Below are 25424 nucleotides of genomic sequence, written 5' to 3'. Positions count from 1 at the left end.
GGCTTTAGGCCCCCGCGGTGGCGGTTTTTTTCACTCGATCCCCACCTGATTGCGGCCATTGTGCTTGGCCAGATACAGGCCTTTGTCGGCGGCCGAGATCAATTGCCGGCAACTGGTGCTCGGCTGCGGCGTCATGGTGGACAGACCAATGCTGATGGTCAGGCTCGCCCCTTCGGTCGGCGCGATATGCGGAATCTTCAGCGCGGCCACGGTCTGGCGCAGTTTCTCGGCCACCAGCCGCGCCCCGCCAGGCGAGGTGTTCGGCAGCACCAGGGCAAACTCCTCCCCGCCGTAACGCGCCGGCAGATCCGACGGTCGGCTGCTGGCTTCGCGGATCGCCGTCGCCACCTTGCGCAGGGCTTCATCGCCTTCCAGATGACCGAAGTTGTCGTTGTAGGACTTGAAGTAATCGACATCGATCATCAGCAGCGACAACTGGGTCTGGTCGCGCATTGCCCGGCGCCACTCCAGTTCCAGGTACTCGTCGAAATGCCGGCGGTTGGACAGGCCGGTCAGTCCATCGGAGTTCATCAGGCGCTGCAGCACCAGGTTGGTATCGAGCAGCTGCTGCTGGCTGACCCGCAGTGCGCGATAGGCCGCGTCCCGCTGCAACAGGGTCATGTAGGAGCGCGAGTGGTAACGGATGCGCGCCACCAGTTCGATATTGTCCGGCAGCTTGACCAGGTAATCGTTGGCCCCGGCGGCGAAGGCCGCACTCTTGATCAGCGGGTCTTCCTTGGTCGAAAGCACGATGATCGGAATGTTCTGGGTCGCCGGGTGGTTGCGGTACTCGCGCACCAGCGTCAGCCCGTCCAGGCCGGGCATCACCAGGTCCTGCAGGATCACCGTCGGCTTGATGCGGATCGCCTGGGCAATGGCCTGGTGCGGGTCGGCACAAAAGTGGAAGTCGATGTTTTCTTCATTCGCCAACCCACGCCGCACAGCCTCACCGATCATTGCCTGGTCGTCGACCAGCAGCACCATCGCAGCATTTTCATCGGTTTTAAAATCGTCGAGCTGTAAATCATTCATGGGTTGTCACCTGAGTTGCTACCTGGCCAGGACAGCTGCGTTTGTCGGTCATTTGGCAAATATCTCCAGCAATCGTGGAGCGATCTTGTCCAGTGGGCGAATCTCTACGGCAGCGTCGATGGCAGCGGCCGCCTTGGGCATGCCATACACCGCACTACTCTCCTGGTCCTGGGCGATGGTCAGATAACCCTGGTCGCGCATCAGTTTCAGGCCCTGGGCGCCATCGCGGCCCATGCCGGTCAGCAGTACGCCGACCGCATCGCCATTCCAGTAACTGGCGACACTTTCAAAAAACACATCGATCGATGGCCGATAGATCTCGTTTACCGGCTCGGCGGTGTAGGCCAGGGTGCCGTTCTTCAACAGCCGGATATGGTGATTGGTCCCGGCCAGCAGTACCGTGCCGCTCTGCGGTGGCTCACCTTCGCGGGCCAGGCGCACCTTGAGCCTGGAGGCGCTGCTCAGCCATTCGGCCATGCCCGCGGCAAACACCTGGTCGACGTGCTGCACCAGCACGATGGCGGCCGGAAAGTCGGCGGGCAGCCCCTTGAGCAACACTTCCAGCGCCGCCGGGCCACCGGCGGACGAACCGATCGCCACCAGGCCCTGGCGTTGCGCCATGGTGCGCATCGGCACCGGTGCCGAACGCACGTGGCTGCCACGCTGCTGGCCGATCAGCCAGCCGATATTGAGGATCTTGCGCAGTAAGGGCGCCGCCGCTTCCTGCGCATTGCCGGCCCCCAGGGCCGGTGTATCGACCACGTCCAGCGCACCATGTCCCATGGCCTCGAACACCCGATGCACGTTCTGCTGGCGATCCACCGTGACAATCACGATAGCGCAAGGGGTTTCGGCCATGATCCGGCGGGTCGCCTCCACGCCGTCCATCACCGGCATGATCAGGTCCATCAGGATCAGGTCGGGCGTCAGCTGGGCGCAGTACTCGACCGCCTCGGCGCCATTGGTCGCGACCCACACCACTTCATGCGCGGGTTCGAAGGCCAGGGCCCGGCGCAGGGCCTCCACGGCCATGGGCATGTCATTGACGATCGCGATTTTCATGCCCGCGCTCCTCCAATCAGCTCCACCACCGCATCCAGCAGGGCGTCATCATGGAAACTGGCTTTGGCTAGATAATAGTCGGCCCCGGCATCCAGTCCACGGCGCCGGTCCTCTTCGCGATCCTTGTAGGAAACCACCATCACCGGCAACGACTGCAGGCGATTGTCACGGCGCAGGAGTGTGACCAATTCAATCCCATCCATTCGGGGCATATCGATGTCGGTGATCAGCAGGTCGAAGTCTTCCGAACGCAAGGCGTTCCAGCCATCCATGCCGTCGACGGCGACCGCTACGTCATAACCACGGTTGAGCAAAAGCTTGCGTTGCAGCTCACGCACGGTGAGCGAGTCATCGACCACCAGGATGCGCTTGCGCGCCGTCTCGGCCTGATGGCGGTTGTGCCGGGCGATGCGTTCCAGGCGGCCGGTATTGAGCAGCTTGTCCACCGAACGCAGCATGTCCTCGACGTCGACGATCAGCACCACGGAGCCGTCATCAAGCAAGGCCCCGGCGGAAATGTCCTGGACCTTGCCCAGGCGGTCGTCCAGTGGCAGCACCACCAGGGTCCGCTCGCCGATGAAACGCTCGACCGCCACGCCGTAGACCGCGTCGCGCTCGCGAATCACCACGACCTTGAGCGTGGACTCATTGTTCTGCCCCGCCGGACGTTGCAGCAACTGGCTGGCCGCGACCAGGCCGACGTGGCGGCCTTCGTGCCAGAAATGCTGGCGTCCTTCCAGCTGGACAATGTCGTCGGGCTCCAGATCGCACATGCGTTCGATATGCGCCAGCGGGAAGGCATAGGCCTCTTCGCCGACCTCCACCACCAGGCTGCGCACCACCGACAGGGTCAGCGGCACTTCGAGGTGGAAACGACTGCCCTGCCCCGCCACCTGCTCCAGCTGCACCGCGCCGCGCAACTGACGCACCATGTGCTGCACCGCGTCCAGGCCGACACCGCGACCGGAGACCTCGGTGACCTTGTCCCGCAGGCTGAAGCCCGGCAGGAACAGGAAGGTCAGCAGCTCTTCTTCGCTCAGCTGGGCAGCGGTCTCGGCGGGGGACAGCTGGCGCTCGACGATGCTCTGGCGCACCCGTTCCAGGTCGACGCCATTGCCGTCATCGCTCAGCTCCAGCACCAGCAGCCCGGCCTGGTGGGAAGCGCGCAGGCGAATCAGGCCCTCGGCCGGCTTGCCCGCCAGCAGCCGCTGCTCGGGCGTTTCGATGCCGTGATCGACCGCGTTGCGCAGCAGGTGGGTCAGCGGCGCCTCGAGCTTTTCCAGCACGTCGCGATCGACCTGGGTCTTCTCGCCCTCGACCTCCAGGCGAACCTGTTTGCCCAGGCTGCGCCCCAGGTCGCGAACCATCCGCACCTGGCCCACCAGCACATCGGCGAACGGCCGCATGCGACAGGCCAGCGCGGTGTCGTAGAGCACCTGGGCGCGCTGGCTGGCCTGCCAGCCGAATTCATCCAGCTCGGCGGTTTTCTCCGTCAGCACCTGCTGGGATTCCGCCAGCAGGCGCCGCGCATCTTCCAGGGCTTCGAGGGCCTCCAGGCCCAGCACCTGCTCCTTGAGATGCCCATTGAGGTTTTCCAAAGCGCGCAGGCCGTTGCTCTGCAGGCGCTTGAGGCGCTGCAGGGCCGCCAGGTACGGCTTCAGGCGCTGGGTTTCCACCAGCGACTTGCTCGACAGGTCGAGCAGGCTGTTCAGGCGTTCGGCCGTGACCCGCAACACCCGTTCGCCCCCCTCGGCGAGCTTCTTGCCCTTGTGCGTAATCGCCGCGGCTGTCTCTTGCAGCGTCTCCTGCAATACCTCCTGCGGCATCTCGAACGGCGGGACCTGTGGTTCGGGTTCGACCCGCGGAGCCTGCATTTGCAGCTCGGCCATGGGCGGCAGGTGCGGCTCGATCCGGGGCAGGACAACGCCCGCAGGCGCCGCGCCCGGCGAGCCGACCAACTGTTCCATGAGCGCCACGTAGGCGGCAATGTTCTGCTCACTGACCTCGCTGCCCGGCGTGGCGATGCGCATCAGGAAATCGGTGCCCTGCAGCAGCGCATCGATATGTTCGGGACGCAGGTACAGTCGCCCTTCCTGGGCGCTGACCAGGCAATCTTCCATCACATGGGCCACGCTGACCCCGGCGTCGACCCCGACGATCCGCGCCGCGCCCTTGAGCGAGTGGGCAGCGCGCATGCAGGCTTCCAGCTGGTCGGCCTGGGTCGGATTGCGCTCCAGCGCCAGCAGGCCGGCACTGAGCACCTGGGTCTGGGCTTCGGCTTCCAGGCTGAAGAGTTCGAGCAGCGAGGCGTCGCGCATTTGATCAGGGGTCATGTCAGGCTCCGGGTCACGGCGGACAGCAACTGCTCTTCATCCAGCCAACGCAGGCTGCGGCCCTTCCATTGCAGGACGCCACGGGTGTACTTGGCACTGGCCTGCTGGCCGGAAACCGCGGCGGCGTCCAGGGTGCGCTCGTCGATGGCATGGATGCCCTCCACCTCGTCCACCGGCACCACCACCGGGCCGCCCTGGGCGGCGATGATCAGCATCCGCGGAATCACCCGCGCCCCCGACACGACCGTGCTGGTGGTGTCCAGCCCCAGCAGCTCCACCAACGACAGGCACGCCACCAGCGCACCACGCACATTCGCCACGCCCAGCAAGGCCCGCGAGCGCTGGTGCGGCAAGGAATGGATCGGCTGCAGCGGCGCCACTTCCACCAGGCAACGGGTGGCAATGCCCAACCATTCCTCGCCCAGGCGGAACATCAATAACGAACGGGTGACGACATCCGTATCGGCCTCGACCGCGTGCTCATGGCGCTCCTGCTGCAACGCATAGCGGTCGAGCAGGCGGGTGGCCGCGGCGGAATACACCGAGCAATTGCGGCAATGCACATGCCCGGCCAGCAACGGGCAACTCTTGTCGCCGTGGATACCGATACGGTTCCAGCAATCGTCGATGGCCTGCGCATCTTCGTGGGTCACGTTCAACGAAACAGAGCCGCTCATGATTTACGCTCACTGTCTGCTGCACGGCCGCTGCGGGCCGCGCGCTCCTGCAATCGACGGGCACCGGCGACGTCTCCCTGGGAAGCCAGCAAGGCGGCCAGGTGCGCCAGCGCTTCGGCGTGCTGCGGATCCAGGTACAGGGCCTTGCGATAGAAACCCTGGGCTTCCAGGGCGCCGCCCGCCACGTCGCTGAGCAGCCCCAGCCAATAGAACACCTGCGCCACCGGCTCGTGGGTGTCCAGGTAATGCTCGCAAGCCACCCGGGCCTCTGCGCTTTTGCCTTCGTTGGCCAGGGCCGCGATGCTCGCCAGCAACGTCGCGGCATCGCTGGCCGGTCTGGTCGGCGCAGGGCGCTGGCTCGCCACCGCACTGGAAAACGGCCGGCTGCGCACGGGCGGCGCGATGCCGCGCACCGGCTGGCGCGCCGGCAATGCGCTTGGGACAAAGGCCGGCGCGGGTTCGGGCTCGGGTTCGTTATGCCGGCTGAAGGCAAAGGACTGGGCAATGCCGATCGAGCGCATGCCCAGGCGACCCAGCAGGCTGCCTTCGGCCGGGCCGATGAACAGCACGCCGTCGACATGCGTCAGGCGCTTGAGCACTTCGAACACCTGGCGCTGGGTCGGCTGATCGAAATAGATCAGCAGGTTGCGACAGAAGACAAAATCGTAGGGCGGCTCATTGGCCAGCAAGGTCGGGTCCAGCAGGTTGCCGACCTGCAGGCGCACCTGCTCGCGCACCCGCTCGCTGAGGCTGTAGCGCTCATCTTCGGCGGTGAAATGCCGTTCGCGAAAATCGCTGTGCTGGCCGCGAAAGGAGTTCTTGCCATACACCGCCTGCCTGGCCCGCTCGACCGACAGCGGGCTGACATCGAACCCCTCGACCTTGAACTGATGAGGGGCCAGCCCGGCATCGAACAGGGCCATGGCAATCGAGTACGGCTCCTCGCCGGTGGAACACGGCAGGCTGAGGATGCGCAAGGCGCGCATGCCCTTGAGTTCGGCGAGCCGCGAGCGAGCGAGTTTGGCCAGGGTCGCGAAGGATTCCGGGTAACGGAAAAACCAGGTTTCCGGAACGATCACTGCTTCGATCAGGGCCTGCTGTTCATCCCGCGAGCCTTGCAGGGTCTGCCAGTAATGGTCGGCGCTGGGCGCCTGCTGGGCGATGCTGCGCTGGCGCACCGCGCGCTCGATGATCGCCGGGCCCACCGAGGCCACATCGAGACCGATGCGCTCCTTGAGAAAATCGAAAAATCGCTGGTCGCTGCTCATGACGACTCCCCGAGCAACGCCAGATCCAGCGGCGGCGAGGGAAACAGCAGCGCACGCACCTCGGCATCCAGCAGATCGTCGACACACACCCATTGCAGCAGGCCCTGGGCGTCTTCGTAGACCGGGCCCAGGTACGGCGCATTGCGGTTATCCAGGCCGTAGGCCTTGAAGTCCTGCGGGTTGCAACGCAGGGTGTCAGTGGCCTGCTCGAGGATCAGCCCCAGCAACTGCGCGGGCTGTGCCGTCTGCGGGCGGTAATGCACCAGCACCAGGCGGGTGCTGGTGCGTTCCTGCGCCGGCTCGCCAAAGGTCAGGGCACTCAGGTCGAGCACCGGCACCACCGCGCCGCGATGGGCGAAGACCCCGGCCACCCAGGACGGCGCCCGGGGAATCGGCTTGAGTTGCAGGCGCGGCAATACCTCGACCACCTCGATGGCCTGCAAGGCGTAACGTTCGGTACCGATGCGGAACACCAGGAACAGCGTGTCTTTCGTCGCCGTCCCTGCGCCGCCTTTCGCTGCGAGCTCGTTCATCAGACTTTGAAACGCGAGACGCCGCTGCGCAGCCCCACCGCCACCTGGCTCAGTTCATCGATGGCGAAACTGGCCTGGCGCAGCGACTCGACGGTCTGGCTGCTGGCATCGCCCAGTTGCACCAGGGCGTGGTTGATCTGCTCGGCACCGGTGGCCTGGGCCTGCATGCCCTCGTTGACCATCAACACCCGCGGCGCCAGGGCCTGGACCTGATGGATGATCTGCGACAGCTGCTCGCCGACCTGCTGCACCTCGGCCATGCCGCGGCGCACTTCTTCGGAGAACTTGTCCATGCCCATGACCCCGGCCGAGACCGCCGACTGGATCTCCCGGACCATTTGCTCGATATCGTAGGTGGCGACCGCGGTCTGGTCCGCCAGGCGCCGCACCTCAGTGGCTACCACGGAAAAGCCGCGCCCGTACTCGCCGGCTTTCTCGGCTTCGATTGCGGCATTGAGCGACAGCAGGTTGGTCTGGTCGGCGACCTTGACGATGGTCACCACCACCTGATTGATGTTGCCGGCCTTCTCATTGAGGATCGCCAGCTTGGCGTTGACCAGGTCGGCCGCGCCCATCACCGAATGCATGGTTTCTTCCATCCGCGCCAGGCCCTGCTGGCCGGAGCCGGCCAGCACCGAAGCCTGGTCGGCGGCGGTGGAGACTTCGGTCATGGTGCGCACCAGATCGCGAGAGGTAGCCGCGATTTCCCGGGAGGTCGCACCGATTTCGGTGGTGGTCGCCGCGGTCTCGGTAGCGGTCGCCTGTTGCTGCTTGGAGGTGGCGGCGATCTCGGTGACCGAGGTGGTGACCTGGACCGAGGAGCGCTGCGCCTGGGACACCAGGGAGTTGAGCTCGGTCATCATGTCGTTGAAGCCGGTTTCCACGGCACCGAATTCGTCCTTGCGATCCAGGTTCAGGCGGCTGGTCAGATCGCCCGTGCGCATGACGTCGAGGATCTTCACGATACGGTTCATCGGCGCCATGATCGCGCGCATCAGCAACAGGCCACACAGGCCCGCCGCCAGCACCGCCACCAGCAGGGAAACGCCCATGGTGACTTTGGCCGCGGCCACCGCATCGTCGATCTGCAAGGCGGCCGAATCGGCGACCCCCTTGTTCTCGTCGATAATGTCGTTGAGTTTCATCCGACCGGCGATCCAGGTGGGCGTCAACTGGTCATGGAACACGCGGACAGCCTCGGCTTCCTGATTACGCCGATGCAGATCCAGGACCATGGCCTGGATCTTGAGAAATTCCTGATGGCGTTTTTCAAACTCGTCGAACTCCAGCTGGTCGGTCTCACCGCGAAGCGTGTCCTTGTAGCTGGCCATGTATTTCTGCAGGCGTTGCTCGAAGCTTTTGAAATCGGCCTCGTCCTTGGCACTGACGCCCTTGCCTTCGTTCAGGCCGATGATTTCCTGGGTATGCAGGAAACTGTCGACCCACGAACCGCGAATCATCGAACTGAAATAGACCCCGGGAATGGCATCGGAGCGCATGCGGTCTTCGCCGGCCTCGATCTTCAACAAACGGGAGTACGAGGCTATGACCATCAGCAGCATGATGGTGATAATCACCGCAAAGCTCGCCAAAATGCGTTGGCGCAACGTCCAGTTCTTCACAGTCAGTCCTCGGGGCCATTCAAATGGTGGGGAGTATAGCCGAGGGCGTGCCATCATTTATCAGCGTATTGCGCACCACGTCTCACTCAGAGCGAAAGGCAGGGTCCGCTCTGGAGGGCTACTTTCCGCCAGATGACTCGAGCGCCGCCAGTGATGATCCGGCACAAGCAGAGGGCATTTTAGCCATCAAAGAGGGCGTGCGAAGCTTTCTCCAGCGCACGCCCGACTGGCGTCAAAGATTGGCCTGGCGCACCTGTTTTTCCAGTTCGAGTTTCAACCCCGGCTCCAGCTTGAGTTGACGCGCCAACTCATCCAGATAGGCCTTTTCCATGAAGTTTTCCTCGTCCACCAGCATCACGCTGGCGACATACATTTCCGCGGCCATTTCCGGGGTGCCGGCGGCCCGCGCCACATCCGCCGGGTCCAAGGGTTTGTTGAGTTCGGCGTGCAGCCAGTGCTGCAGCTCCTGATCGTTGTCCAGCCGGGTGAACTCACCTTCGATCAGGGCGCGCTCGCGCTCGTCGATATGGCCATCGGCCTTGGCCGCGGCCACCAGCGCCTTGAGGATCGCCTGGCTGTGTTGTTCGACCTGTTGCGCGGGCAGGCGGTCGAGGGTCTGCGGCTCGCTTTTCGGCGCGCCGGCCTGCTGCGCCTGCCAGTTGCCGTAGGCCTTGTAGGCGATCACGCCCAGCGCCGCCAGGCCGCCATAGGTCAGCGCCTTGCCACCGAATTTGCGGGCTTTTTTATTGCCCAGCAGCAGGCCCATGGCGCCGGCCGCCAACGCCCCGCCGCCAGCACCGGACAACAGGCTGCCGAGCCCGCCGGAACCGCCACCGAGCAACCCGCCCAGCGCGCCCTTGTCGGCAGCGGATGCCTTGTTCTGCTGCGCCCCGGCCTTGTTCTGCAACAGGTCCTGACCAGACTTGAGCAATTGATCGAGCAATCCACGGGTGTTCATCCAAACCTCCAGCAACTTGAGTTGATCGAATCAATAAGGCCACCAGCCTAGATCGAAGTGCCCCGATCCTGGGCTCGAGTGTGCTTCCAGATGTTGCTTCGCCGGGCCCGGCCATACGCCTGGGCAGCCCTTCGATTAAAAAGATATACACTCGAAAAAATCGATAAAACCGCCTGACCGGTGATTGCCCATGATGACCTTGCGCCAGATCCGTCACTTTATCGCCGTGGCCGAGACCGGCTCGATCTCGTCCGCCGCCCAGGCGGTGTTCATTTCCCAGTCGACTCTGACCCTGGCGATCCAGCAGCTCGAACAGGAAATCGGCGTCAACCTGTTCAACCGCCATGCCAAGGGCATGACCCTGACTCACCAGGGCCACCAGTTCCTGCGCCAGGCGCACCTGATCCTGGCCACGGTCGACAATGCCAAGCGCAGCCTGCAACAGAGCACCGACCAGGTGGCCGGCCAGTTGATCGTCGGCGTGACCAGCCTGGTCGCCGGTTACTACCTGGCGGACTTGCTCACGCGTTTCCAGCGCGCCTACCCCAATGTGGAAATCCGCGTGATGGAGGATGAGCGCCCCTACATCGAGCACTTGCTGGTCAGCGGCGAAATCGACGTCGGGGTGTTGATCCTCTCCAATCTCGAAGACCGCCACGCCCTGCAGACCGAAGTGCTGACCCACTCCCCCCACCGCCTGTGGCTGCCCGCCCAGCACCCGCTGCTGGAACACGACAGCATCAGCCTGGCGGATGTCGCTCGCGAGCCGCTGATCCAGCTCAACGTCGATGAAATGGACCGCAATGCCCAGCGCCTGTGGTCCGGTGCCGGCCTGCAACCGCGCATCACCCTGCGCACCGCCTCCACCGAAGCAGTACGCAGCCTGGTGGCGGCCGGGCTTGGGGTGTCGATCCAGCCGGACATGACCTATCGCCCCTGGTCGCTGGAGGGCGACATCATCGAAGCCCGGCCCATCGCCGACCTCAGCCAGACCCTCGATGTCGGCCTGGCCTGGCGCCGGGGCACGGCGCGCCCGGCGCTGGTCGACCCGTTCCTGACCGTGGCTCGTGAACAGCCCCACGGCGGGCGCAAGCCATCTATTTAATCGAACGCTGCATTCAGTATTTGGTATTTGTCGAGCACCGGCCCCGCCACTAGTCTCTGATCATCCGTCCAGAGAGGGCCGGGCCTCCGTCACTGGAGAGCACCATGGCCATACAAGAAAAGAGAACCCGGAAAATGGCTGGCGCGCAGACTCCGTTGTCCACCGCTTTGTTGATCGATGGCGAATTGGTCGCCGGCCAGGGGCTTGTCGAACCTATCCTCAACCCGGCCACCGGCGAAGTGCTGACCCGGATCGCCGAGGCCAGCAGCGAACAGGTGGAAGGCGCGATCCTCGCCGCCCACCGCGCCTTTACCGACTGGTCGCGCACTACGCCCCAGCAACGCTCGAACATCCTCCTGGCGATTGCCGATGCCGTGGAAAAGCAGGCCGACCACCTGGCCCGCCTGGAATCGCTGAACTGCGGCAAGCCGCTGCACCTGGCGCGCCAGGACGATCTGGGCGCCACCGTCGACGTATTCCGCTTCTTTGCCGGCGCCGTGCGCTGCCAGACCGGCCAGCTCGCCGGCGAGTACCTGCCGGGCTACACCAGCATGGTGCGGCGCGACCCTATCGGCGTGGTGGCGTCCATCGCGCCGTGGAACTACCCGATCATGATGGCCGCCTGGAAGATCGCCCCGGCCCTGGCCGCTGGCAATACCCTGGTGTTCAAGCCGTCGGAGCATACCCCGCTGTCGATCCTGGCCCTGGCGCCGACCCTGGCCGAACTGCTGCCGCGCGGCGTGCTGAACATTGTCTGCGGCGGTGGCGAAGGCGTGGGCAGCCACCTGGTCAGCCACCCCAAGGTACGCATGGTGTCGCTGACCGGCGATATCGTCACCGGGCAGAAGATCCTCCAGGCCGCCTCGAAAACCCTGAAACGCACGCACCTGGAACTGGGCGGCAAGGCCCCGGTGATCGTCTGCAACGACGCCGACCTGCAGGCCGTGGTCGAGGGCGTGCGCAACTACGGCTATTACAACGCCGGGCAGGACTGCACCGCGGCCTGCCGGATCTATGCCCAGGGCGGGATCCATGACCGTCTGGTGGCCGAACTGGGCGCCGCCGTGAGCAGCCTGCGGTTCGCCGGCAAGCGCGATGCCGACAACGAGATCGGCCCGCTGATCAGCACTCGCCAGCGCGACCGCGTGGCCAGCTTCGTCGAACGCGCCCTGGGCCAGCCGCATATCGAACGGGTGACCGGCGCGGCGGTGCATTCGGGCGCCGGCTTCTATTACCAGCCGACCCTGCTGGCCGGCTGTCGGCAGCAGGATGAAATCGTCCAGCGCGAAGTGTTCGGCCCGGTGGTCACCGTCACCCGTTTCGACGAACTGGCGCAGGCAGTGGACTGGGCCAACGACTCGGAATACGGCCTGGCCTCATCGGTCTGGACCCAGAACCTGGACAAGGCCATGCAGGTGGCAGCCCGCCTGCAATACGGCTGCACCTGGATCAACAGCCATTTCATGCTGGCCAGCGAAATGCCCCACGGCGGCTTGAAACGCTCCGGCTACGGCAAGGACCTGTCCAGCGATTCGCTGCAGGACTACAGCGTGGTGCGCCACATCATGGCCCGCCACGGCAATGACCTGGAATAACGGCACTAAGCTAATAACAAGCCCTTAGGGCGCGCTCCACCACGCTCACAACTGCCCCGACCATAATTTGAAGAAGAGGGTTTCCCCATGTTCGTGCACAAGACCGCACTGCTCAGTGCAATCACCACCGCCCTGCTGGCCAGCGCCAGCCTCCAGGCCGCCGAACCGCTCAAGGCCGTCGGTGCCGGCGAAGGCCAGCTGGATATCGTGGCCTGGCCCGGCTACATCGAACGTGGCGAGAGCGACAAGAACTACGACTGGGTCACCGGCTTCGAGAAGGAGACCGGTTGCAAGGTCAACGTCAAGACCGCGGGCACCTCCGACGAGATGGTCAGCCTGATGGCCAAGGGCGGCTACGACCTGGTCACCGCGTCCGGCGACGCCTCCCTGCGGCTGATCGTCGGCAAGCGCGTGCAGCCGATCAACACCGCGCTGATTCCCAACTGGAAAAACCTCGACCCGCGCCTCAAGGACGCGCCCTGGTACGTGGTCGACAAGCAGACCTACGGCACGCCCTACCAGTGGGGCCCGAACGTGCTGATGTACAACACCAAGGTCTTCAAGCAGGCACCGACCAGCTGGAGCGTGCTGTTCGACGCGCAGAACCTGCCGGACGGCAAGCCCAACAAGGGCCGCGTGCAGGCCTATGACGGGCCGATCTACATCGCCGATGCCGCGTTGTACCTCAAGAGCACGAAACCGGAACTGGGGATCCAGAACCCCTACGAACTGACCGAGGCCCAGTACAAGGCGGTGCTCGACCTGCTGCGCGCCCAGCAACCGCTGATCCACCGCTACTGGCACGACACCACGGTACAGATGAGCGACTTCAAGAACGAAGGCGTGGTCGCCGCCAGCTCCTGGCCGTATCAGGTCAACGGCCTGATCAACGAGAAACAGCCGATCGCCTCGACCATTCCCAAGGAAGGGGCCACCGGCTGGGCCGACACCACCATGCTGCACAGCGAGGCCAAGCACCCCAACTGTGCCTACAAATGGATGGACTGGTCGCTCACGCCGAAGGTCCAGGGCGATGTCGCCGCCTGGTTCGGCTCGCTGCCAGCCGTGCCGGCGGCCTGCCAGGAAAGCCAACTGCTGGGCGCCGAGGGCTGCAAGACCAACGGCTTCGACCAGTTCGACAAGATCGCCTTCTGGAAAACCCCGCAGGCCGAGGGCGGCAAGTTCGTGCCGTACAGCCGCTGGACCCAGGATTACATCGCAATCATGGGCGGCAGGTGAGTTCCCTGTAGCCGCTGCCGCAGGCTGCGATAAGGCCGAAGGCCTTCAGCGATCTCAAGATCCTGCGCCCCCTTCGGGGTCGATCGCAGCCTTCGGCAGCGGCTACAGGTTCCTGCGCTCTTCGCCAAACCTGATTCCGCGCTTTCCCGGAGCACCGCACCATGACGCTTGCAGTCCAGTTCACCAACGTTTCCCGGCAGTTCGGCGAGGTGAAGGCCGTTGACCGGGTGTCCATCGATATCCAGGACGGCGAGTTCTTTTCCATGCTCGGCCCTTCCGGCTCGGGCAAGACCACCTGCCTGCGCCTGATCGCCGGTTTCGAACAGCCGAGCGCCGGCTCGATCCACATCCACGGGGCCGAAGCCACCGGGTTGCCGCCCTACCAGCGCGACGTCAACACCGTGTTCCAGGATTACGCGCTGTTTCCCCATATGAACGTGCGCGACAACGTGGCCTACGGCCTGAAAGTCAAAGGCGTCGCCAAGGCCGAACGCCTCAAGCGCGCCGAAGAGGCCCTGGCCATGGTCGCCCTGCAAGGCTACGGCGAGCGCAAGCCGGTGCAGCTGTCCGGCGGCCAGCGCCAGCGCGTGGCCCTGGCCCGGGCGCTGGTCAATCGGCCGCGGGTCCTGCTGCTGGACGAACCCCTGGGGGCGCTGGACCTGAAACTGCGCGAACAGATGCAGGGCGAACTGAAGAAGCTGCAGCGCCAGCTCGGCATCACCTTCATCTTCGTCACCCACGACCAGACCGAAGCCCTGTCGATGTCCGACCGCGTGGCGGTGTTCAACAAGGGCCGCATCGAGCAGGTCGACAGCCCGCGCAACCTGTACATGAAACCGGCCACCACCTTCGTCGCCGAGTTCGTCGGCACCTCCAACGTGATTCGCGGCGAGCTGGCCGAACGCCTGAGCGGCAGCCAGCGGCCCTTCTCGATCCGCCCGGAACATGTGCGTTTCGCCGAAGGCCCGCTGCCCAGCCACGAGATCGAAGTCAGCGGCCTGCTGCACGATATCCAGTACCAGGGCAGCGCCACCCGCTACGAACTGCAACTGGACAACGGCCAGACCCTCAGCATCAGCCGGGCCAACGACCAATGGCTGGACAGCGGCGCCCAGCACCAGACCGGGCAACGCCTCAGCGCGCGCTGGGCCCGCGCAGCGATGATCCCGCTGGCCGATACCCTGGCGAGCGGGGTGTGACATGAACACCCTGGCGATCACTTCCCAAAGCCCCGGCGGCTCGCCGCTGCGGCGCTTTTCCAACCTGCTGTACCGACGGCCGAACCTGTACCTGGCGCTGCTGCTGGTGCCGCCGCTGCTCTGGTTCGGCGCGATTTACCTGGGCTCCTTGCTGATCCTGCTCTGGCAGGGCTTCTACACCTTCGACGACTTCACCATGGCGGTCACCCCGGACCTGACCCTGGCCAACTTCGCCGCGCTGTTCCAGCCGTCGAACTTCGACATCATCCTGCGCACCCTGAGCATGGCCATCGCCGTATCGCTCGCCAGCGCCGTAGTCGCCTTCCCCATCGCCTACTACATGGCGCGCTACACCAGCGGCAAGACCAAGGCGTTCTTCTACATCGCGGTGATGCTGCCGATGTGGGCCAGCTACATCGTCAAGGCCTACGCCTGGACCCTGCTGCTGGCCAAGGGCGGCGTGGCCCAGTGGTTCGTCCAGCACCTGGGGCTGGAGCCGCTGTTGCAGTTCATTCTGGGGATTCCCGGGGTCGGCGGCAGCACCCTGTCGACCTCACACCTGGGGCGCTTCATGGTGTTCGTCTACATCTGGCTGCCGTTCATGATCCTGCCGATCCAGGCCTCCCTGGAACGCCTGCCGCCGTCCTTGCTGCAAGCCTCCGCCGACCTCGGCGCCAAGCCGCGCCAGACCTTCATGCAGGTGATCCTGCCGCTGTCGGTGCCGGGCATCGCCGCCGGCTCGATCTTCACCTTCTCCCTGACCCTGGGCGACTTTATCGTGCCGCAGCTGGTGGGCCCACCCGGCTACTTCGTCGGCAGCATGGTCTACGCCCAGCAAGGGGCGATCGGCAACATGCCGATGGCCGCCGCCTTCACCCTGGTGCCGATCGTGCTGATCGCCATTTACCTGTCCATCGTCAAACGCCTGGGGGCCTTCGATGCACTCTGACTCAGCCAAGCATGGAGAACACGCCTCGTTGGGCCTGCGCCTTGCCGCGTGGGGCGGGCTGCTGTTCCTGCATTTCCCGATCCTGATCATCTTCCTCTACGCCTTCAATACCGAAGACGCGGCCTTCAGCTTTCCGCCCCAGGGCTTCACCCTGAAGTGGTTCAGCGTGGCCTTCGCCCGCCCTGACGTGCTCGAGGCCATCAAACTGTCGTTGCAGATCGCCGCCATCGCCACCCTGATCGCCATGGTCCTCGGCACCCTGGCCTCGGCGGCGTTGTACCGGCGGGAGTTCTTCGGCAAACAGGGGATTTCGCTGATGCTGATTCTGCCCATCGCCCTGCCCGGGATCATCACCGGCATCGCCTTGCTGGCAACCTTCAAGACATTAGGGATCGAGCCGGGGATGTTCACCATCATCGTCGGCCACGCGACCTTCTGCGTGGTGATTGTCTACAACAACGTGATCGCCCGCCTGCGCCGCACCTCCCACAGCCTGATCGAAGCCTCGATGGACCTGGGCGCCGACGGCTGGCAGACCTTCCGCTACATCATCCTGCCGAACCTCGGCTCGGCGTTGCTGGCCGGCGGCATGCTGGCGTTCGCCCTGTCGTTCGACGAAATCATCGTCACCACCTTCACCGCCGGCCATGAACGCACCCTGCCGCTGTGGCTGCTCAACCAGCTCAGCCGGCCGCGGGATGTACCGGTGACCAACGTCGTCGCCATGCTGGTGATGCTGGTGACCATGCTGCCGATCCTCGGCGCCTATTACCTGACCCGCGGCGGCGAAAGCGTGGCGGGCAGTGGCGGGAAATAACCCTGTAGCCGCTGCCGCAGGCTGCGATCGACCCGCAGGGTCGTGGCGCCCTCCGGTTCGCTGAAGGCCTTCGGCCTTATCGCAGCCTGCGGCAGCGGCTACAGATCGCAGAACATCCAACAGATATTTCAGGAGAACAGCCATGCAAACCAAACTCTTGATCAACGGCCTACTGGTCAGCGGCGAAGGCCCTGCCCAGGCGGTTTTCAACCCCGCGCTGGGCAAGGTGCTGGTGGAAATCAACGAGGCCAGCGAAGCCCAGGTCGATGCCGCGGTGCGCGCCGCCGACGCGGCGTTCCAGAGCTGGTCGCAAACCGTGCCGAAAGAACGCTCGCTGCTGTTGCTCAAGCTGGCCGACAGCATCGAAGCCCATGGCGAGGAGCTGGCCCGGCTGGAGTCGGACAACTGCGGCAAGCCGCTGAGCGCGGCCTTGAACGACGAGATCCCGGCGATTGCCGACGTGTTCCGTTTCTTCGCCGGCGCCAGCCGTTGCCTCAGCGGTTCGGCCGGCGGCGAATACCTGCCGGGGCACACCTCGATGATCCGTCGCGACCCGGTGGGGGTGATCGCCTCCATCGCGCCGTGGAACTACCCGCTGATGATGGTCGCCTGGAAAATCGCCCCGGCCCTGGCCGCCGGCAATACCGTGGTACTCAAGCCCTCGGAGCAGACCCCGCTGACCGCCCTGCGCCTGGCCGAACTGGCGGCGGCGATCTTTCCCGCCGGCGTGCTGAACCTGGTGTTCGGCCGCGGCGCCACCGTGGGCCAACCGCTGGTGACCCATCCGAAGGTGCGCATGGTGTCGCTCACCGGCTCCATCGCCACCGGCTCGAACATCATTTCCAGCACCGCCGACAGCGTCAAACGCCTGCACATGGAACTGGGCGGCAAGGCACCGGTGATCATCTTCGACGACGCCGACATCGACGCCGCCGTGGAAGGCATCCGCACCTTCGGTTTCTACAACGCCGGCCAGGATTGCACCGCTGCCTGCCGCATCTATGCCCAGGAGGGTATCTATGAGCGCTTCGTCGAGAAGCTCGGCGCGGCGGTCGCCAGCATCCAGTACGGCCTGCAGGGCGACCCGGGCACCGAACTGGGCCCGCTGATCAGCGCCCAGCACCGCGACCGCGTGGCCGGGTTCGTCGAGCGCGCCATCGCCCAGCCGCACATCCGCCTGGTCACTGGCGGCAAGGCGGTGGACGGCAACGGCTTCTTCTTCGAACCGACGGTGCTGGCCGACGCCCGGCAAGACGACGAAATCGTCCGCCGCGAAGTGTTCGGGCCGGTGGTCTCGGTCACCCGCTTTACCGACGAGGCCCAGGTCCTGGGCTGGGCCAACGACTCGGAGTACGGCCTGGCCTCCTCGGTGTGGACCGCCGATGTCGGCCGCGCCCACCGCCTCTCGGCACGCCTGCAATACGGCTGCACCTGGGTCAACACCCACTTCATGCTGGTCAGCGAAATGCCCCACGGCGGGCAGAAGCTCTCCGGCTACGGCAAGGACATGTCCCTGTACGGGCTGGAGGACTACACCGTCGTGCGCCATGTGATGTTCAAGCACTGACCGGCATCGCGGGCAAGCCTCGCTCCTACGGGTTGTACAGGTTCGTAGGAGCGAGGCTTGCCCGCGATGGTCACGACACGCATGAAACAACGATGTGGCCAGGCCCGGCGGCGCCTCCGCCGGCCCGGCTAATAGCAATTACCGTCGGTTTCAGCACAGAACTCGTAGGGCGTGTTGCTGATGAACCTATCGAGCCAGTGGTGCTCCCAGTCCGGCCACTGAAGGATGTAGGTCTTGCTGGCCTTGATGAACTCCAGGCCAAAGATGCTGATGCTGTTGTCGTCCTCGTACATCCGCAGGTCCAGCGACCAGTCTTCGATCAAGGGCGTGCGATAGACCCGTTGCGGCTCCTTGAGGTCGATGATTTGCAAGTAGCCCAGGCCGCCGAAGGGCACCAGCAGGCCACCGGCCGAGGCATGCTGCAGCAGGTAACGGCCGGAGGGGCTGGTGCTCGAATAGGGCTTGCGCTCAAGCACGGTGTTCAAGGCGCAGACGAACACCAGCGCGCAGGCGAACAGCAGTAAAACCAGCACCGTCAGCGCCTTCCTGTACTTCATCGCGCGCCCGCCGAAAAACTGCAATTCATTTGCCCGATCTCCTTGAAAGGCGGCTATTGAACGAGGTCTGGCCAAGCCGATCAAGTTGCGGCACCATCCGCCGCCACAAAGCGCCTGGCTTCGCAGCCCGCAGCGCTGAAATTCCTCCGGCAGCCAGGATGCGCCCATGCCCTCGCGAATCGTCAGCCTGATGCTGCAAGTGGCCGTCTGGCTGGTGCTGCCGTTCGCCGCCCTGCAACTCGGCCTGGTACTGACCGGCGCCGTCGCCGCGCCTTTTATCTCGGCCCTGGCGATCCCCACCGGGGTCCTGTCCCTGGTGCTGATCCAGGTCAGCCTGGTGTATGCCGCCGCCAAAGGCTGGCACGCCTGCGGCATGCCGGCCCACTATTGCTGGCTGGGCCTGTGGCTGGGCTGCGTGCTGGTGCTGTGTGCCGTGCCGTGGCTCATGCCCTTGAGTCAGTAGGAGCCCACGAATCACTGATGCCGTTCATCCAACCGGCCGACCTGGTGCCAACCCGCTGAAAATCAGGGCAACCTGAGGTACAGATGGATATCCTCGGGCTCCAGGCGATACAGCTCTGGATCGGGGGCCGCCAACAGCTCGCAGCCCAGGCGGCGATAGAAATCCACAGTGTTGCGCGACGGCGTGGCCGAGACATACAGCCCCTCGCCGCCCATGCGCCGTGCCTGCTCGGCGGCCAGGCCGAACAAGCGCTGGCCCAGGCCGCGCCCGCGATACGCCTGGCTGACATGCAGGAACTTCAACTGCCGCAGCTGCAGGCCGGCGTTGTGGATCACCAGGCAATCGACCACCGCCGCGGCCACCAGCCGGTGTTCGTCGAACACCCCATACAGCCAGCCGCCGCGCTGTTCACACGCCTGCAAGACCCGCGCGTCATGCTCGGCTTCGCCGGGCGGCCAGCCGGTCACCACCTCGCGCTGGGGATAACCCAGCAGTTGCCCGTCCTGCAGGCGGTAGAACGCCTCGATCAGCTCTGCACGATCAATCAGTTTGAACAGCGGGATGTCTTGCGGGGTCAAAGGGCGTTCATTGAGCATCTTGGTTTTCCTGAAGCCGTCCGTGGTTTTACGTATCGATACACGCGGGGCATTTTTTGCCTCGGGCGAACCGATTATTCTATCCGCCCGCTGTTAAAAGTCCGTTGTGTTTGGCCGAAGGCATGACCGAACCTCCATTTCCGATCCAGCGCAGCCAGGAAGGGCTCGGGATCTCCTGACAAGGTTCACTTATGCATCGCAGGCATCTTCTGAAAGCATCCATGGCGCTGGCCGCCTACACCGGCCTGTCGGCCACGGGTCTGCTGGCCACCCGGGCCTGGGCGGGCGCCGCCGACGGCGAGGCGCAGGCCTTCGATTTCGAGATTCTCAAGGCCCGGGCCAAGCAGTTGGCCGGTAAACCCTACGTGGACACCAAGCAGGTGCTGCCGCCGACCCTGGCAACCATGACCCCGCAGAACTTCAACGCGATCCGGTACGACGGCAACCACTCGCTGTGGAAGGAGCTGAACGGCCAGCTGGACGTGCAGTTCTTCCACGTCGGCATGGGCTTCAAGCAGCCGGTGCGCATGCACAGCGTCGACGCCAAGAGCCGGCAGGCGCGGGAAGTGCATTTCCGCCCGTCGCTGTTCAACTACCAGAACACCAGCGTCGACACCGCGCAGCTCAAGGGCGACCTGGGTTTTGCCGGCTTCAAGCTGTTCAAGGCCCCGGAGCTGGACAGGCACGATGTGGTGTCCTTCCTCGGCGCCAGCTATTTCCGCGCGGTGGACAAGACCGGCCAGTACGGCCTCTCGGCCCGCGGCCTGGCGATCGACACCTACGCCAAGAAGCGTGAAGAATTCCCCGACTTCACCCAGTTCTGGTTCGAGACCCCGGACAAGGACAGCACCCGTTTCGTGGTCTATGCCCTGCTCGATTCGCCCAGCGCCACCGGCGCCTACCGCTTCGACATCGACTGCCAGGCCGAGCGCGTGGTGATGGACGTCGATGCGTACGTCAACGCCCGCACCGCCATCGAACAACTGGGCATCGCGCCGATGACCAGCATGTTCAGCTGCGGCACCCATGAGCGGCGCATGTGCGACACCATCCATCCGCAGATCCACGATTCGGACCGCCTGGCCATGTGGCGCGGCAACGGCGAGTGGATCTGCCGCCCGCTGAACAACCCGGCGACCCTGCAGTTCAACGCCTTCGCCGACAAGGACCCGAAGGGTTTCGGCCTGGTGCAGACCGACCATGAGTTCGCCAACTATCAGGACACCGTGGACTGGTACAGCCGGCGCCCGAGCCTGTGGGTCGAGCCGACCACCGCCTGGGGCGAAGGCTCGGTCGACCTGCTGGAGATCCCCACCACCGGCGAGACCCTGGACAATATCGTGGCCTTCTGGACCCCGAAAACACCGCTGGCCGCCGGGGATTCGCTGAACTACGGCTACAAGCTGTACTGGAGCGCCCTGCCACCGGTGGGCACGCCGCTGGCGCGGGTCAACGCCACCCGTTCGGGCATGGGCGGCTTCGTCGAGGGCTGGGCCCCGGGCGAGCATTATCCGCCGGTCTGGGCCCGGCGCTTCGCCGTGGACTTCAACGGCGGCGGGCTGGAGCGGCTGCCGGAGGGCACCGGCATCGAGCCGGTGGTCACTGCGTCGAACGGTCAGGTCAAGGATTTCCACGTGCTGAAGCTGGACGAGATCCAGGGTTATCGCGTGCTCTTCGACTGGTACCCGACCAACGACAGCGTCGATCCGGTGGAACTGCGGCTGTTCATTCGCAGCAACGATCGCACCCTGAGCGAAACCTGGCTGTACCAGTACTTCCCGCCGGCACCGGACAAGCGCAAGTACAGCTGAGCAAGCACTATCGCCTGTAGCCGCTGCCGCAGGCTGCGATCGACCGGGAACCGGTCGTAAACGGGCGCCTCGGATGGAGCGATCGACCGTTGTGTCCAGAGGCGGTCCGCTACGCGGCCCATCGCAGCCTGCGGCAGCGGCTACAGCTCGCGGTTACACGACACGGCATAAAAAAACCGGCCCTCACAGGCCGGTTTTTTTATGCCTCCGCGCAGCTCACTCGCGCAGATCCGACTCGTGAATCGGCTGGTCGCGATGGGTCGCGCGCTGGTACTGCGCCGGCCAGATCGCCTTGTGCCCGCTCAGGTCGTCGTCGGCATGCAGCGGCCAGTACGGGTCGCGCAGCAGCTCCCGGGCGAGGAAGATGATGTCGGCCTGGCAGGTGCGCAGAATATGCTCGGCCTGGGCCGGCTCGGTGATCATGCCCACGGTGCCGGTGGCGATCCCCGACTCCTTGCGCACCCGTTCGGCGAAGCGGGTCTGGTAGCCCGGGCCGGTGGGGATTTCGGCGTTGACCGCGGTGCCGCCCGACGAGACATCGATCAGGTCCACCCCCAATGCTTTCAGGCGGCATGCCAGCTCGACGGTTTCGTCCGGATTCCAGCCGTCCTCCACCCAGTCGGTGGCCGACACCCGGACGAACAGCGGCAATTCTTCCGGCCAGACCGCCCGCACCGCCTCGCACACCTGCAGGACCAGGCGAATGCGGTTATCGAAGGAGCCACCGTACTGGTCGCGACGCTGATTGCTCAGGGGCGAGAGGAATTGATGCAGCAGGTAGCCATGGGCAGCATGCACTTCGACCACCTTGAAACCGGCGACCAGGGCGCGTTTGGCCGAATCGACGAAGGCCTGGACGATCGCGGCGATCTGCCCTTCGTCGAGCTGGGTCGGCGGCGTATGTTGCGGGTCGAAGGCAATCGGCGAAGGGCCAACCGGGACCCAGCCGCCCTCCTCGGGCTTGACGCTGCCATGCTTGCCCAGCCATGGCCGATGGGTGCTGGCCTTGCGTCCGGCGTGGGCCAGCTGGATGCCGGCGACCGCGCCCTGGGCGGTGATGAACCGGGTGATGCGTTGCAAGGGTGCGATCTGTTCGTCGTTCCACAGGCCGAGGTCCTGGGCGGTGATGCGCCCGTCAGCGGTGACCGCCGTGGCCTCGGTGAAAATCAGTCCGGCGCCGCCCACGGCACGACTGCCGAGGTGCACCAGGTGCCAGTCATTGGCCAGTCCATCTACGCTGGAGTACTGGCACATGGGCGATACCGCGATGCGGTTGAGTAAGGTCAGTTGACGAAGGGTATAGGGCTCAAGCAGCAGACTCATGGGGCACCTCTCGATCAGTGGTCAGGCTCCAGGGTTCTGTTTGAAAAGTCGACGAGTGACTGGAAAGGAACAGCGCCCGCCCCCGCGGGAGAAAAAGGACAAAACGTCACAAGGCCAATCAAGCAGTGTTTAGAGCCTAGTCGACAACGGCGCGACCAGCAGGGTTCCGATGCACTTTGTCAGTGCCCGGCCTGGTACACCGCAGCGTCCTCTTCGCCGGCAAGCCTGGCTCCTACAGAAGCAGCGCCCACCGTTCGTAGGAGCGAGGCTTGCCCGCGAAAGCGTCCGCGCGGATCAGCGCGGTTCGATATGGGCAATCATCAGTTGCACCGTTTCCTGGCCGCGGAACTCGTTGAGGTCTAGCTTGTAGGCCAGTTCCACCCAGCGGATGGTCGGGTTCGGCCAGATATCGCGGTCGATGCCGAAGGCAATGCCATCGAGCTTCACCGAACCGCATTCGCTGCGCAGCACCACCTTGAGGTGGCGCTCGCCGACGACCCGCTGCTCCACCAGCTGGAACACGCCATGGAACAGCGGCTCGGGAAAGTGCTGGCCCCAGGGCCCGGCATGGCGCAGGGCGCGGGCCAGTTCGAGGTGGAACTCTTCCACCGCCAGGGTGCCGTCCGACAGCAGGCGCCCGGTCAGGTCTTCCTCGCGCAGCTGGCGGCGCACCTCGGCATCGAAGGCCTCGGCGAAGGCCGGGAAATTCTGCTCCGGCAGCGACAGGCCAGCAGCCATGGCGTGACCGCCGAACTTGCTGATCAGGTCCGGATGTTTGGCCGCCACCGCGTCCAGGGCATCGCGGATATGAAAGCCCGGCACCGAACGCGCCGAACCCTTGAGCATGCCTTCGCCGGCGTCGGCAAAGGCGATAGTCGGCCGGTGGTAACGCTCCTTCAGCCGCGAAGCGAGAATCCCGATCACTCCCTGGTGCCAGTCGGGCTCGAACAGGCACAGGCCGAACGGCATCGACTCCACCGGCAAGTCCTTGAGCTGGGCCAGGGCTTCGCGCTGCATGCCCTGCTCGATGGATTTGCGGTCCTGGTTCAACTCGTCCAGCTGGCTGGCCATTTCCCGCGCCAGGGCCATGTCATGGCTGAGCAGGCATTCGATGCCCAGGCTCATATCGTCCAGGCGACCGGCGGCATTCAACCGTGGGCCAAGGATGAAGCCCAGGTCGGTGGAGGTGATACGCGACGCCTCGCGCTTGGCCACTTCGAGGATCGCCTTGATCCCCGGCCGCGCGCGCCCGGCGCGAATCCGCTCCAGCCCCTGGTGCACCAGGATGCGGTTGTTGGCGTCCAGCGGCACCACGTCGGCCACGCTGCCCAGCGCCACCAGATCCAGCAGCTCGCCGATATTCGGCTGCGGCTTGGCTTCATACCAGCCAAGGCTGCGCAGGCGGGCGCGCAGCGCCATCAGCACATAGAAGATCACCCCGACGCCGGCCAGCGCCTTGCTCGGGAACTCGCAGCCGGGCTGGTTCGGGTTGACGATGGCGTCGGCCGCCGGCAACTCGTGGCCCGGCAAGTGGTGGTCGGTGACCAGCACTTTCAGCCCGGCCGCCTTGGCCGCCGCCACGCCCTCGACACTGGAGATGCCGTTGTCCACGGTGATCAGCAGCTGGGGCTTGCGCTCCAGGGCCACCGCGACGATTTCCGGGGTCAGGCCGTAGCCATATTCGAAACGGTTCGGCACCAGGTAATCGACATGGGCCGCGCCCAGCAGGCGCAGGCCGAGCAGCCCCACGGTACTGGCGGTAGCGCCGTCGGCGTCGAAGTCGCCGACGATCAGGATGCGTTCGCGCTGCTCCAGCGCCGTCACCAGCAAATCGACTGCCGCCTCGATGCCCTTGAGCTGCTGGAACGGGATCAGCCGCGCCAGGCTCTTGTCCAGCTCGGCCTCGGACTGCACGCCACGGGCGGCGTACAGGCGGGTCAGCAACGGCGGCAGATCACCGAGAAACGGCAGGGTGGCGGGCAACTCACGAGGTTCGATACGCATGGGGTGACAGAAGCTTCTCTTCGATACGGGGGATACGGCGAAACAGCGCGGCGTAGCGAACTCAGCGTTCGCCCAACAGCCATTCCAGCTGGACTTCGTGCTGGCCGCGATCGTCGGTGACGAAGATCGTGCCTTCGCTGATCATCACGTCCCACTTGATAACGCGCGGCATGTCCTTGGCCAGGACTTCCAGGACGTCCTGGGGCACGCCGGCGATATTGAGGTTCTTCAGGTTCTTCACCGCGTCCACTACGCGGGTCTGCCACACACGCAGGCTGCCGTAGGCCAGCAGGCTGGTGCGCTCGGTACGGCGCGAACACCAGGTCAGGCGCTCGGCGTCCGGCTGGCCGACTTCGATCCAGTGCAGCACGCGGTCGTCCAGGCTTTTTTCCCACAGGGCCGGCTCATCCACTTCCGACAGGCCACGACCGAACGACAGGTGTTCGTTGTACCAAAGGGCGTAGGCCAGCAGACGCACGGTCATGCGCTCTTCGGTTTCCGACGGATGGCGGGCGATGGTTTGCTTGACGCTTTCGTACACCCCGCGATCGAGGTCAGTCAGGTTCAATTCAAACTTGTAGGTGGTAGACGGCTGGGCCATGGACGGGGCTTCTTGATACGAGGAAAGGCGGCAAGTCTAACCGATGCACGCGCCAATCCACGAATCGCGCACCATCATCCTTTGGCGAGGGAACGCCGGGCTATGTTAAAACG

Annotated in this window: 22 protein-coding genes; 9 read left to right on the top strand and 13 right to left on the bottom strand. The window is 64.9% G+C overall.

The features are described 5' to 3' along the window. Positions 1 to 30 precede the first annotated feature (30 nt). From C4K27_RS05605 to C4K27_RS05570, 8 genes are all read right to left on the bottom strand, one after another. Complete coding sequence (locus tag C4K27_RS05605) at positions 31 to 1032, bottom strand: response regulator (RefSeq protein WP_007927977.1); 1002 nt, start codon at positions 1030 to 1032, stop codon at positions 31 to 33. A 48-nt stretch (positions 1033 to 1080) separates the two neighbouring features. After that, the gene (cheB, locus tag C4K27_RS05600) at positions 1081 to 2094 is read right to left on the bottom strand and encodes a chemotaxis response regulator protein-glutamate methylesterase (protein WP_053259771.1); all 1014 of its coding nucleotides are present in this window, start codon (positions 2092 to 2094) and stop codon (positions 1081 to 1083) included. Continuing rightward, the gene (locus tag C4K27_RS05595; RefSeq protein WP_053259770.1) at positions 2091 to 4427 is read right to left on the bottom strand and encodes a hybrid sensor histidine kinase/response regulator; all 2337 of its coding nucleotides are present in this window, start codon (positions 4425 to 4427) and stop codon (positions 2091 to 2093) included. The genes cheB and C4K27_RS05595 overlap by 4 nt, the downstream gene beginning before the upstream one ends. Beyond that, positions 4424 to 5104 (bottom strand): chemotaxis protein CheW, encoded by a 681-nt coding sequence (locus tag C4K27_RS05590; protein ID WP_053259769.1) that lies wholly within the window; start codon positions 5102 to 5104, stop codon positions 4424 to 4426. Before C4K27_RS05590 ends, C4K27_RS05595 begins: the two co-directional genes overlap by 4 nt. Continuing rightward, positions 5101 to 6372 carry a CheR family methyltransferase gene (locus C4K27_RS05585; protein ID WP_053259768.1) on the bottom strand — a complete coding sequence of 424 codons (1272 nt, stop codon included), beginning with the start codon at positions 6370 to 6372 and terminating at the stop codon, positions 5101 to 5103. The genes C4K27_RS05590 and C4K27_RS05585 overlap by 4 nt, the downstream gene beginning before the upstream one ends. Beyond that, a complete protein-coding gene (locus C4K27_RS05580; RefSeq protein ID WP_053259767.1) occupies positions 6369 to 6905 on the bottom strand; it encodes a chemotaxis protein CheW in 537 nt (178 codons plus the stop codon). The genes C4K27_RS05585 and C4K27_RS05580 overlap by 4 nt, the downstream gene beginning before the upstream one ends. Then, entirely contained in the window at positions 6905 to 8527 is a 1623-nt protein-coding gene (locus tag C4K27_RS05575; protein WP_053259766.1) for a methyl-accepting chemotaxis protein, read from the bottom strand. Before C4K27_RS05575 ends, C4K27_RS05580 begins: the two co-directional genes overlap by 1 nt. A 232-nt stretch (positions 8528 to 8759) precedes the next feature. After that, entirely contained in the window at positions 8760 to 9485 is a 726-nt protein-coding gene (locus tag C4K27_RS05570; protein ID WP_053259765.1) for a tellurite resistance TerB family protein, read from the bottom strand. A gap of 190 nt (positions 9486 to 9675) precedes the next feature. Between C4K27_RS05570 and C4K27_RS05565 the strand changes: the two genes are divergently transcribed. The 7 genes from C4K27_RS05565 to C4K27_RS05535 all read left to right on the top strand — a co-directional run bounded on the left by C4K27_RS05565 (position 9676) and on the right by C4K27_RS05535 (position 17956). Beyond that, the gene (locus tag C4K27_RS05565; RefSeq protein ID WP_037035125.1) at positions 9676 to 10590 is read left to right on the top strand and encodes a LysR family transcriptional regulator; all 915 of its coding nucleotides are present in this window, start codon (positions 9676 to 9678) and stop codon (positions 10588 to 10590) included. A 104-nt stretch (positions 10591 to 10694) separates the two neighbouring features. Next, the gene (locus tag C4K27_RS05560) at positions 10695 to 12185 is read left to right on the top strand and encodes a gamma-aminobutyraldehyde dehydrogenase (RefSeq protein ID WP_081002215.1); all 1491 of its coding nucleotides are present in this window, start codon (positions 10695 to 10697) and stop codon (positions 12183 to 12185) included. Between the two features lie 87 nt (positions 12186 to 12272). Next, positions 12273 to 13424: a putative ABC transporter substrate-binding protein YdcS gene (gene ydcS, locus C4K27_RS05555; RefSeq protein WP_053259763.1), complete on the top strand. Its 1152-nt coding sequence runs from the start codon at positions 12273 to 12275 to the stop codon at positions 13422 to 13424. Between the two features lie 161 nt (positions 13425 to 13585). Further along, positions 13586 to 14623, top strand: coding sequence for an ABC transporter ATP-binding protein (locus C4K27_RS05550; protein ID WP_053259762.1), 1038 nt, complete (start codon positions 13586 to 13588; stop codon positions 14621 to 14623). Between the two features lies 1 nt (position 14624). Continuing rightward, positions 14625 to 15572, top strand: coding sequence for an ABC transporter permease (locus C4K27_RS05545; protein WP_007927996.1), 948 nt, complete (start codon positions 14625 to 14627; stop codon positions 15570 to 15572). Next, positions 15562 to 16389, top strand: coding sequence for an ABC transporter permease (locus tag C4K27_RS05540; RefSeq protein ID WP_053259761.1), 828 nt, complete (start codon positions 15562 to 15564; stop codon positions 16387 to 16389). The genes C4K27_RS05545 and C4K27_RS05540 overlap by 11 nt, the downstream gene beginning before the upstream one ends. A gap of 142 nt (positions 16390 to 16531) precedes the next feature. Beyond that, positions 16532 to 17956 carry a gamma-aminobutyraldehyde dehydrogenase gene (locus C4K27_RS05535; protein ID WP_053259760.1) on the top strand — a complete coding sequence of 475 codons (1425 nt, stop codon included), beginning with the start codon at positions 16532 to 16534 and terminating at the stop codon, positions 17954 to 17956. 128 nt (positions 17957 to 18084) lie between these two features. On the opposite strand, the gene C4K27_RS05530 is transcribed toward C4K27_RS05535, so the two are convergent. Continuing rightward, a complete protein-coding gene (locus C4K27_RS05530; RefSeq protein ID WP_238437436.1) occupies positions 18085 to 18513 on the bottom strand; it encodes a hypothetical protein in 429 nt (142 codons plus the stop codon). 166 nt (positions 18514 to 18679) lie between these two features. On the opposite strand from C4K27_RS05530, the gene C4K27_RS05525 reads away from it, so the two are divergent. After that, positions 18680 to 18976, top strand: a complete 297-nt coding sequence (locus C4K27_RS05525) for a hypothetical protein (RefSeq protein WP_053259758.1) — start codon at positions 18680 to 18682, stop codon at positions 18974 to 18976. Positions 18977 to 19038: 62 nt separating this feature from the next. Here the strand turns inward: C4K27_RS05525 and C4K27_RS05520 are convergent, their stop codons facing one another. Then, complete coding sequence (locus tag C4K27_RS05520) at positions 19039 to 19572, bottom strand: GNAT family N-acetyltransferase (RefSeq protein WP_053259757.1); 534 nt, start codon at positions 19570 to 19572, stop codon at positions 19039 to 19041. 191 nt (positions 19573 to 19763) lie between these two features. Between C4K27_RS05520 and C4K27_RS05515 the strand changes: the two genes are divergently transcribed. Further along, on the top strand, positions 19764 to 21383 hold the full coding sequence (locus tag C4K27_RS05515) for a glucan biosynthesis protein D (protein WP_053259756.1): 1620 nt from the start codon (positions 19764 to 19766) through the stop codon (positions 21381 to 21383). 216 nt (positions 21384 to 21599) lie between these two features. Here the strand turns inward: C4K27_RS05515 and C4K27_RS05510 are convergent, their stop codons facing one another. The 3 genes from C4K27_RS05510 to C4K27_RS05500 form a co-directional block, all read right to left on the bottom strand. Beyond that, a complete protein-coding gene (locus tag C4K27_RS05510; protein WP_009042333.1) occupies positions 21600 to 22706 on the bottom strand; it encodes an NADH:flavin oxidoreductase/NADH oxidase in 1107 nt (368 codons plus the stop codon). Positions 22707 to 23000: 294 nt separating this feature from the next. After that, positions 23001 to 24710, bottom strand: coding sequence for a single-stranded-DNA-specific exonuclease RecJ (recJ, locus tag C4K27_RS05505; RefSeq protein WP_053259755.1), 1710 nt, complete (start codon positions 24708 to 24710; stop codon positions 23001 to 23003). Positions 24711 to 24771: 61 nt separating this feature from the next. Beyond that, entirely contained in the window at positions 24772 to 25311 is a 540-nt protein-coding gene (locus C4K27_RS05500) for a YaeQ family protein (RefSeq protein ID WP_007923023.1), read from the bottom strand. Between the last annotated feature and the right edge of the window lie 113 nt (positions 25312 to 25424).

The organism is Pseudomonas chlororaphis subsp. chlororaphis, from assembly GCF_003945765.1.
Lineage (GTDB): Bacteria > Pseudomonadota > Gammaproteobacteria > Pseudomonadales > Pseudomonadaceae > Aquipseudomonas > Aquipseudomonas chlororaphis.
The sequence above is the reverse complement of the archived record's forward strand: the minus strand, read 5'-3'. Positions and strand labels throughout refer to the sequence as shown.

Coding starts and splice junctions, on each gene's coding strand:
- C4K27_RS05580 (WP_053259767.1), bottom strand. CDS start 6,905: ATGAACGAGCTCGCAGCGAAAGGCGGCGCAGGGACGGCGACGAAAGAC.
- C4K27_RS05585 (WP_053259768.1), bottom strand. CDS start 6,372: ATGAGCAGCGACCAGCGATTTTTCGATTTTCTCAAGGAGCGCATCGGT.
- C4K27_RS05590 (WP_053259769.1), bottom strand. CDS start 5,104: ATGAGCGGCTCTGTTTCGTTGAACGTGACCCACGAAGATGCGCAGGCC.
- C4K27_RS05500 (WP_007923023.1), bottom strand. CDS start 25,311: ATGGCCCAGCCGTCTACCACCTACAAGTTTGAATTGAACCTGACTGAC.
- C4K27_RS05605 (WP_007927977.1), bottom strand. CDS start 1,032: ATGAATGATTTACAGCTCGACGATTTTAAAACCGATGAAAATGCTGCG.
- C4K27_RS05530 (WP_238437436.1), bottom strand. CDS start 18,513: ATGAAGTACAGGAAGGCGCTGACGGTGCTGGTTTTACTGCTGTTCGCC.
- ydcS (WP_053259763.1), top strand. CDS start 12,273: ATGTTCGTGCACAAGACCGCACTGCTCAGTGCAATCACCACCGCCCTG.
- C4K27_RS05570 (WP_053259765.1), bottom strand. CDS start 9,485: ATGAACACCCGTGGATTGCTCGATCAATTGCTCAAGTCTGGTCAGGAC.
- C4K27_RS05525 (WP_053259758.1), top strand. CDS start 18,680: ATGCCCTCGCGAATCGTCAGCCTGATGCTGCAAGTGGCCGTCTGGCTG.
- C4K27_RS05565 (WP_037035125.1), top strand. CDS start 9,676: ATGATGACCTTGCGCCAGATCCGTCACTTTATCGCCGTGGCCGAGACC.
- recJ (WP_053259755.1), bottom strand. CDS start 24,710: ATGCGTATCGAACCTCGTGAGTTGCCCGCCACCCTGCCGTTTCTCGGT.
- C4K27_RS05520 (WP_053259757.1), bottom strand. CDS start 19,572: ATGCTCAATGAACGCCCTTTGACCCCGCAAGACATCCCGCTGTTCAAA.
- C4K27_RS05535 (WP_053259760.1), top strand. CDS start 16,532: ATGCAAACCAAACTCTTGATCAACGGCCTACTGGTCAGCGGCGAAGGC.
- C4K27_RS05510 (WP_009042333.1), bottom strand. CDS start 22,706: ATGAGTCTGCTGCTTGAGCCCTATACCCTTCGTCAACTGACCTTACTC.
- C4K27_RS05515 (WP_053259756.1), top strand. CDS start 19,764: ATGCATCGCAGGCATCTTCTGAAAGCATCCATGGCGCTGGCCGCCTAC.
- C4K27_RS05545 (WP_007927996.1), top strand. CDS start 14,625: ATGAACACCCTGGCGATCACTTCCCAAAGCCCCGGCGGCTCGCCGCTG.
- cheB (WP_053259771.1), bottom strand. CDS start 2,094: ATGAAAATCGCGATCGTCAATGACATGCCCATGGCCGTGGAGGCCCTG.
- C4K27_RS05595 (WP_053259770.1), bottom strand. CDS start 4,427: ATGACCCCTGATCAAATGCGCGACGCCTCGCTGCTCGAACTCTTCAGC.
- C4K27_RS05540 (WP_053259761.1), top strand. CDS start 15,562: ATGCACTCTGACTCAGCCAAGCATGGAGAACACGCCTCGTTGGGCCTG.
- C4K27_RS05550 (WP_053259762.1), top strand. CDS start 13,586: ATGACGCTTGCAGTCCAGTTCACCAACGTTTCCCGGCAGTTCGGCGAG.
- C4K27_RS05560 (WP_081002215.1), top strand. CDS start 10,695: ATGGCCATACAAGAAAAGAGAACCCGGAAAATGGCTGGCGCGCAGACT.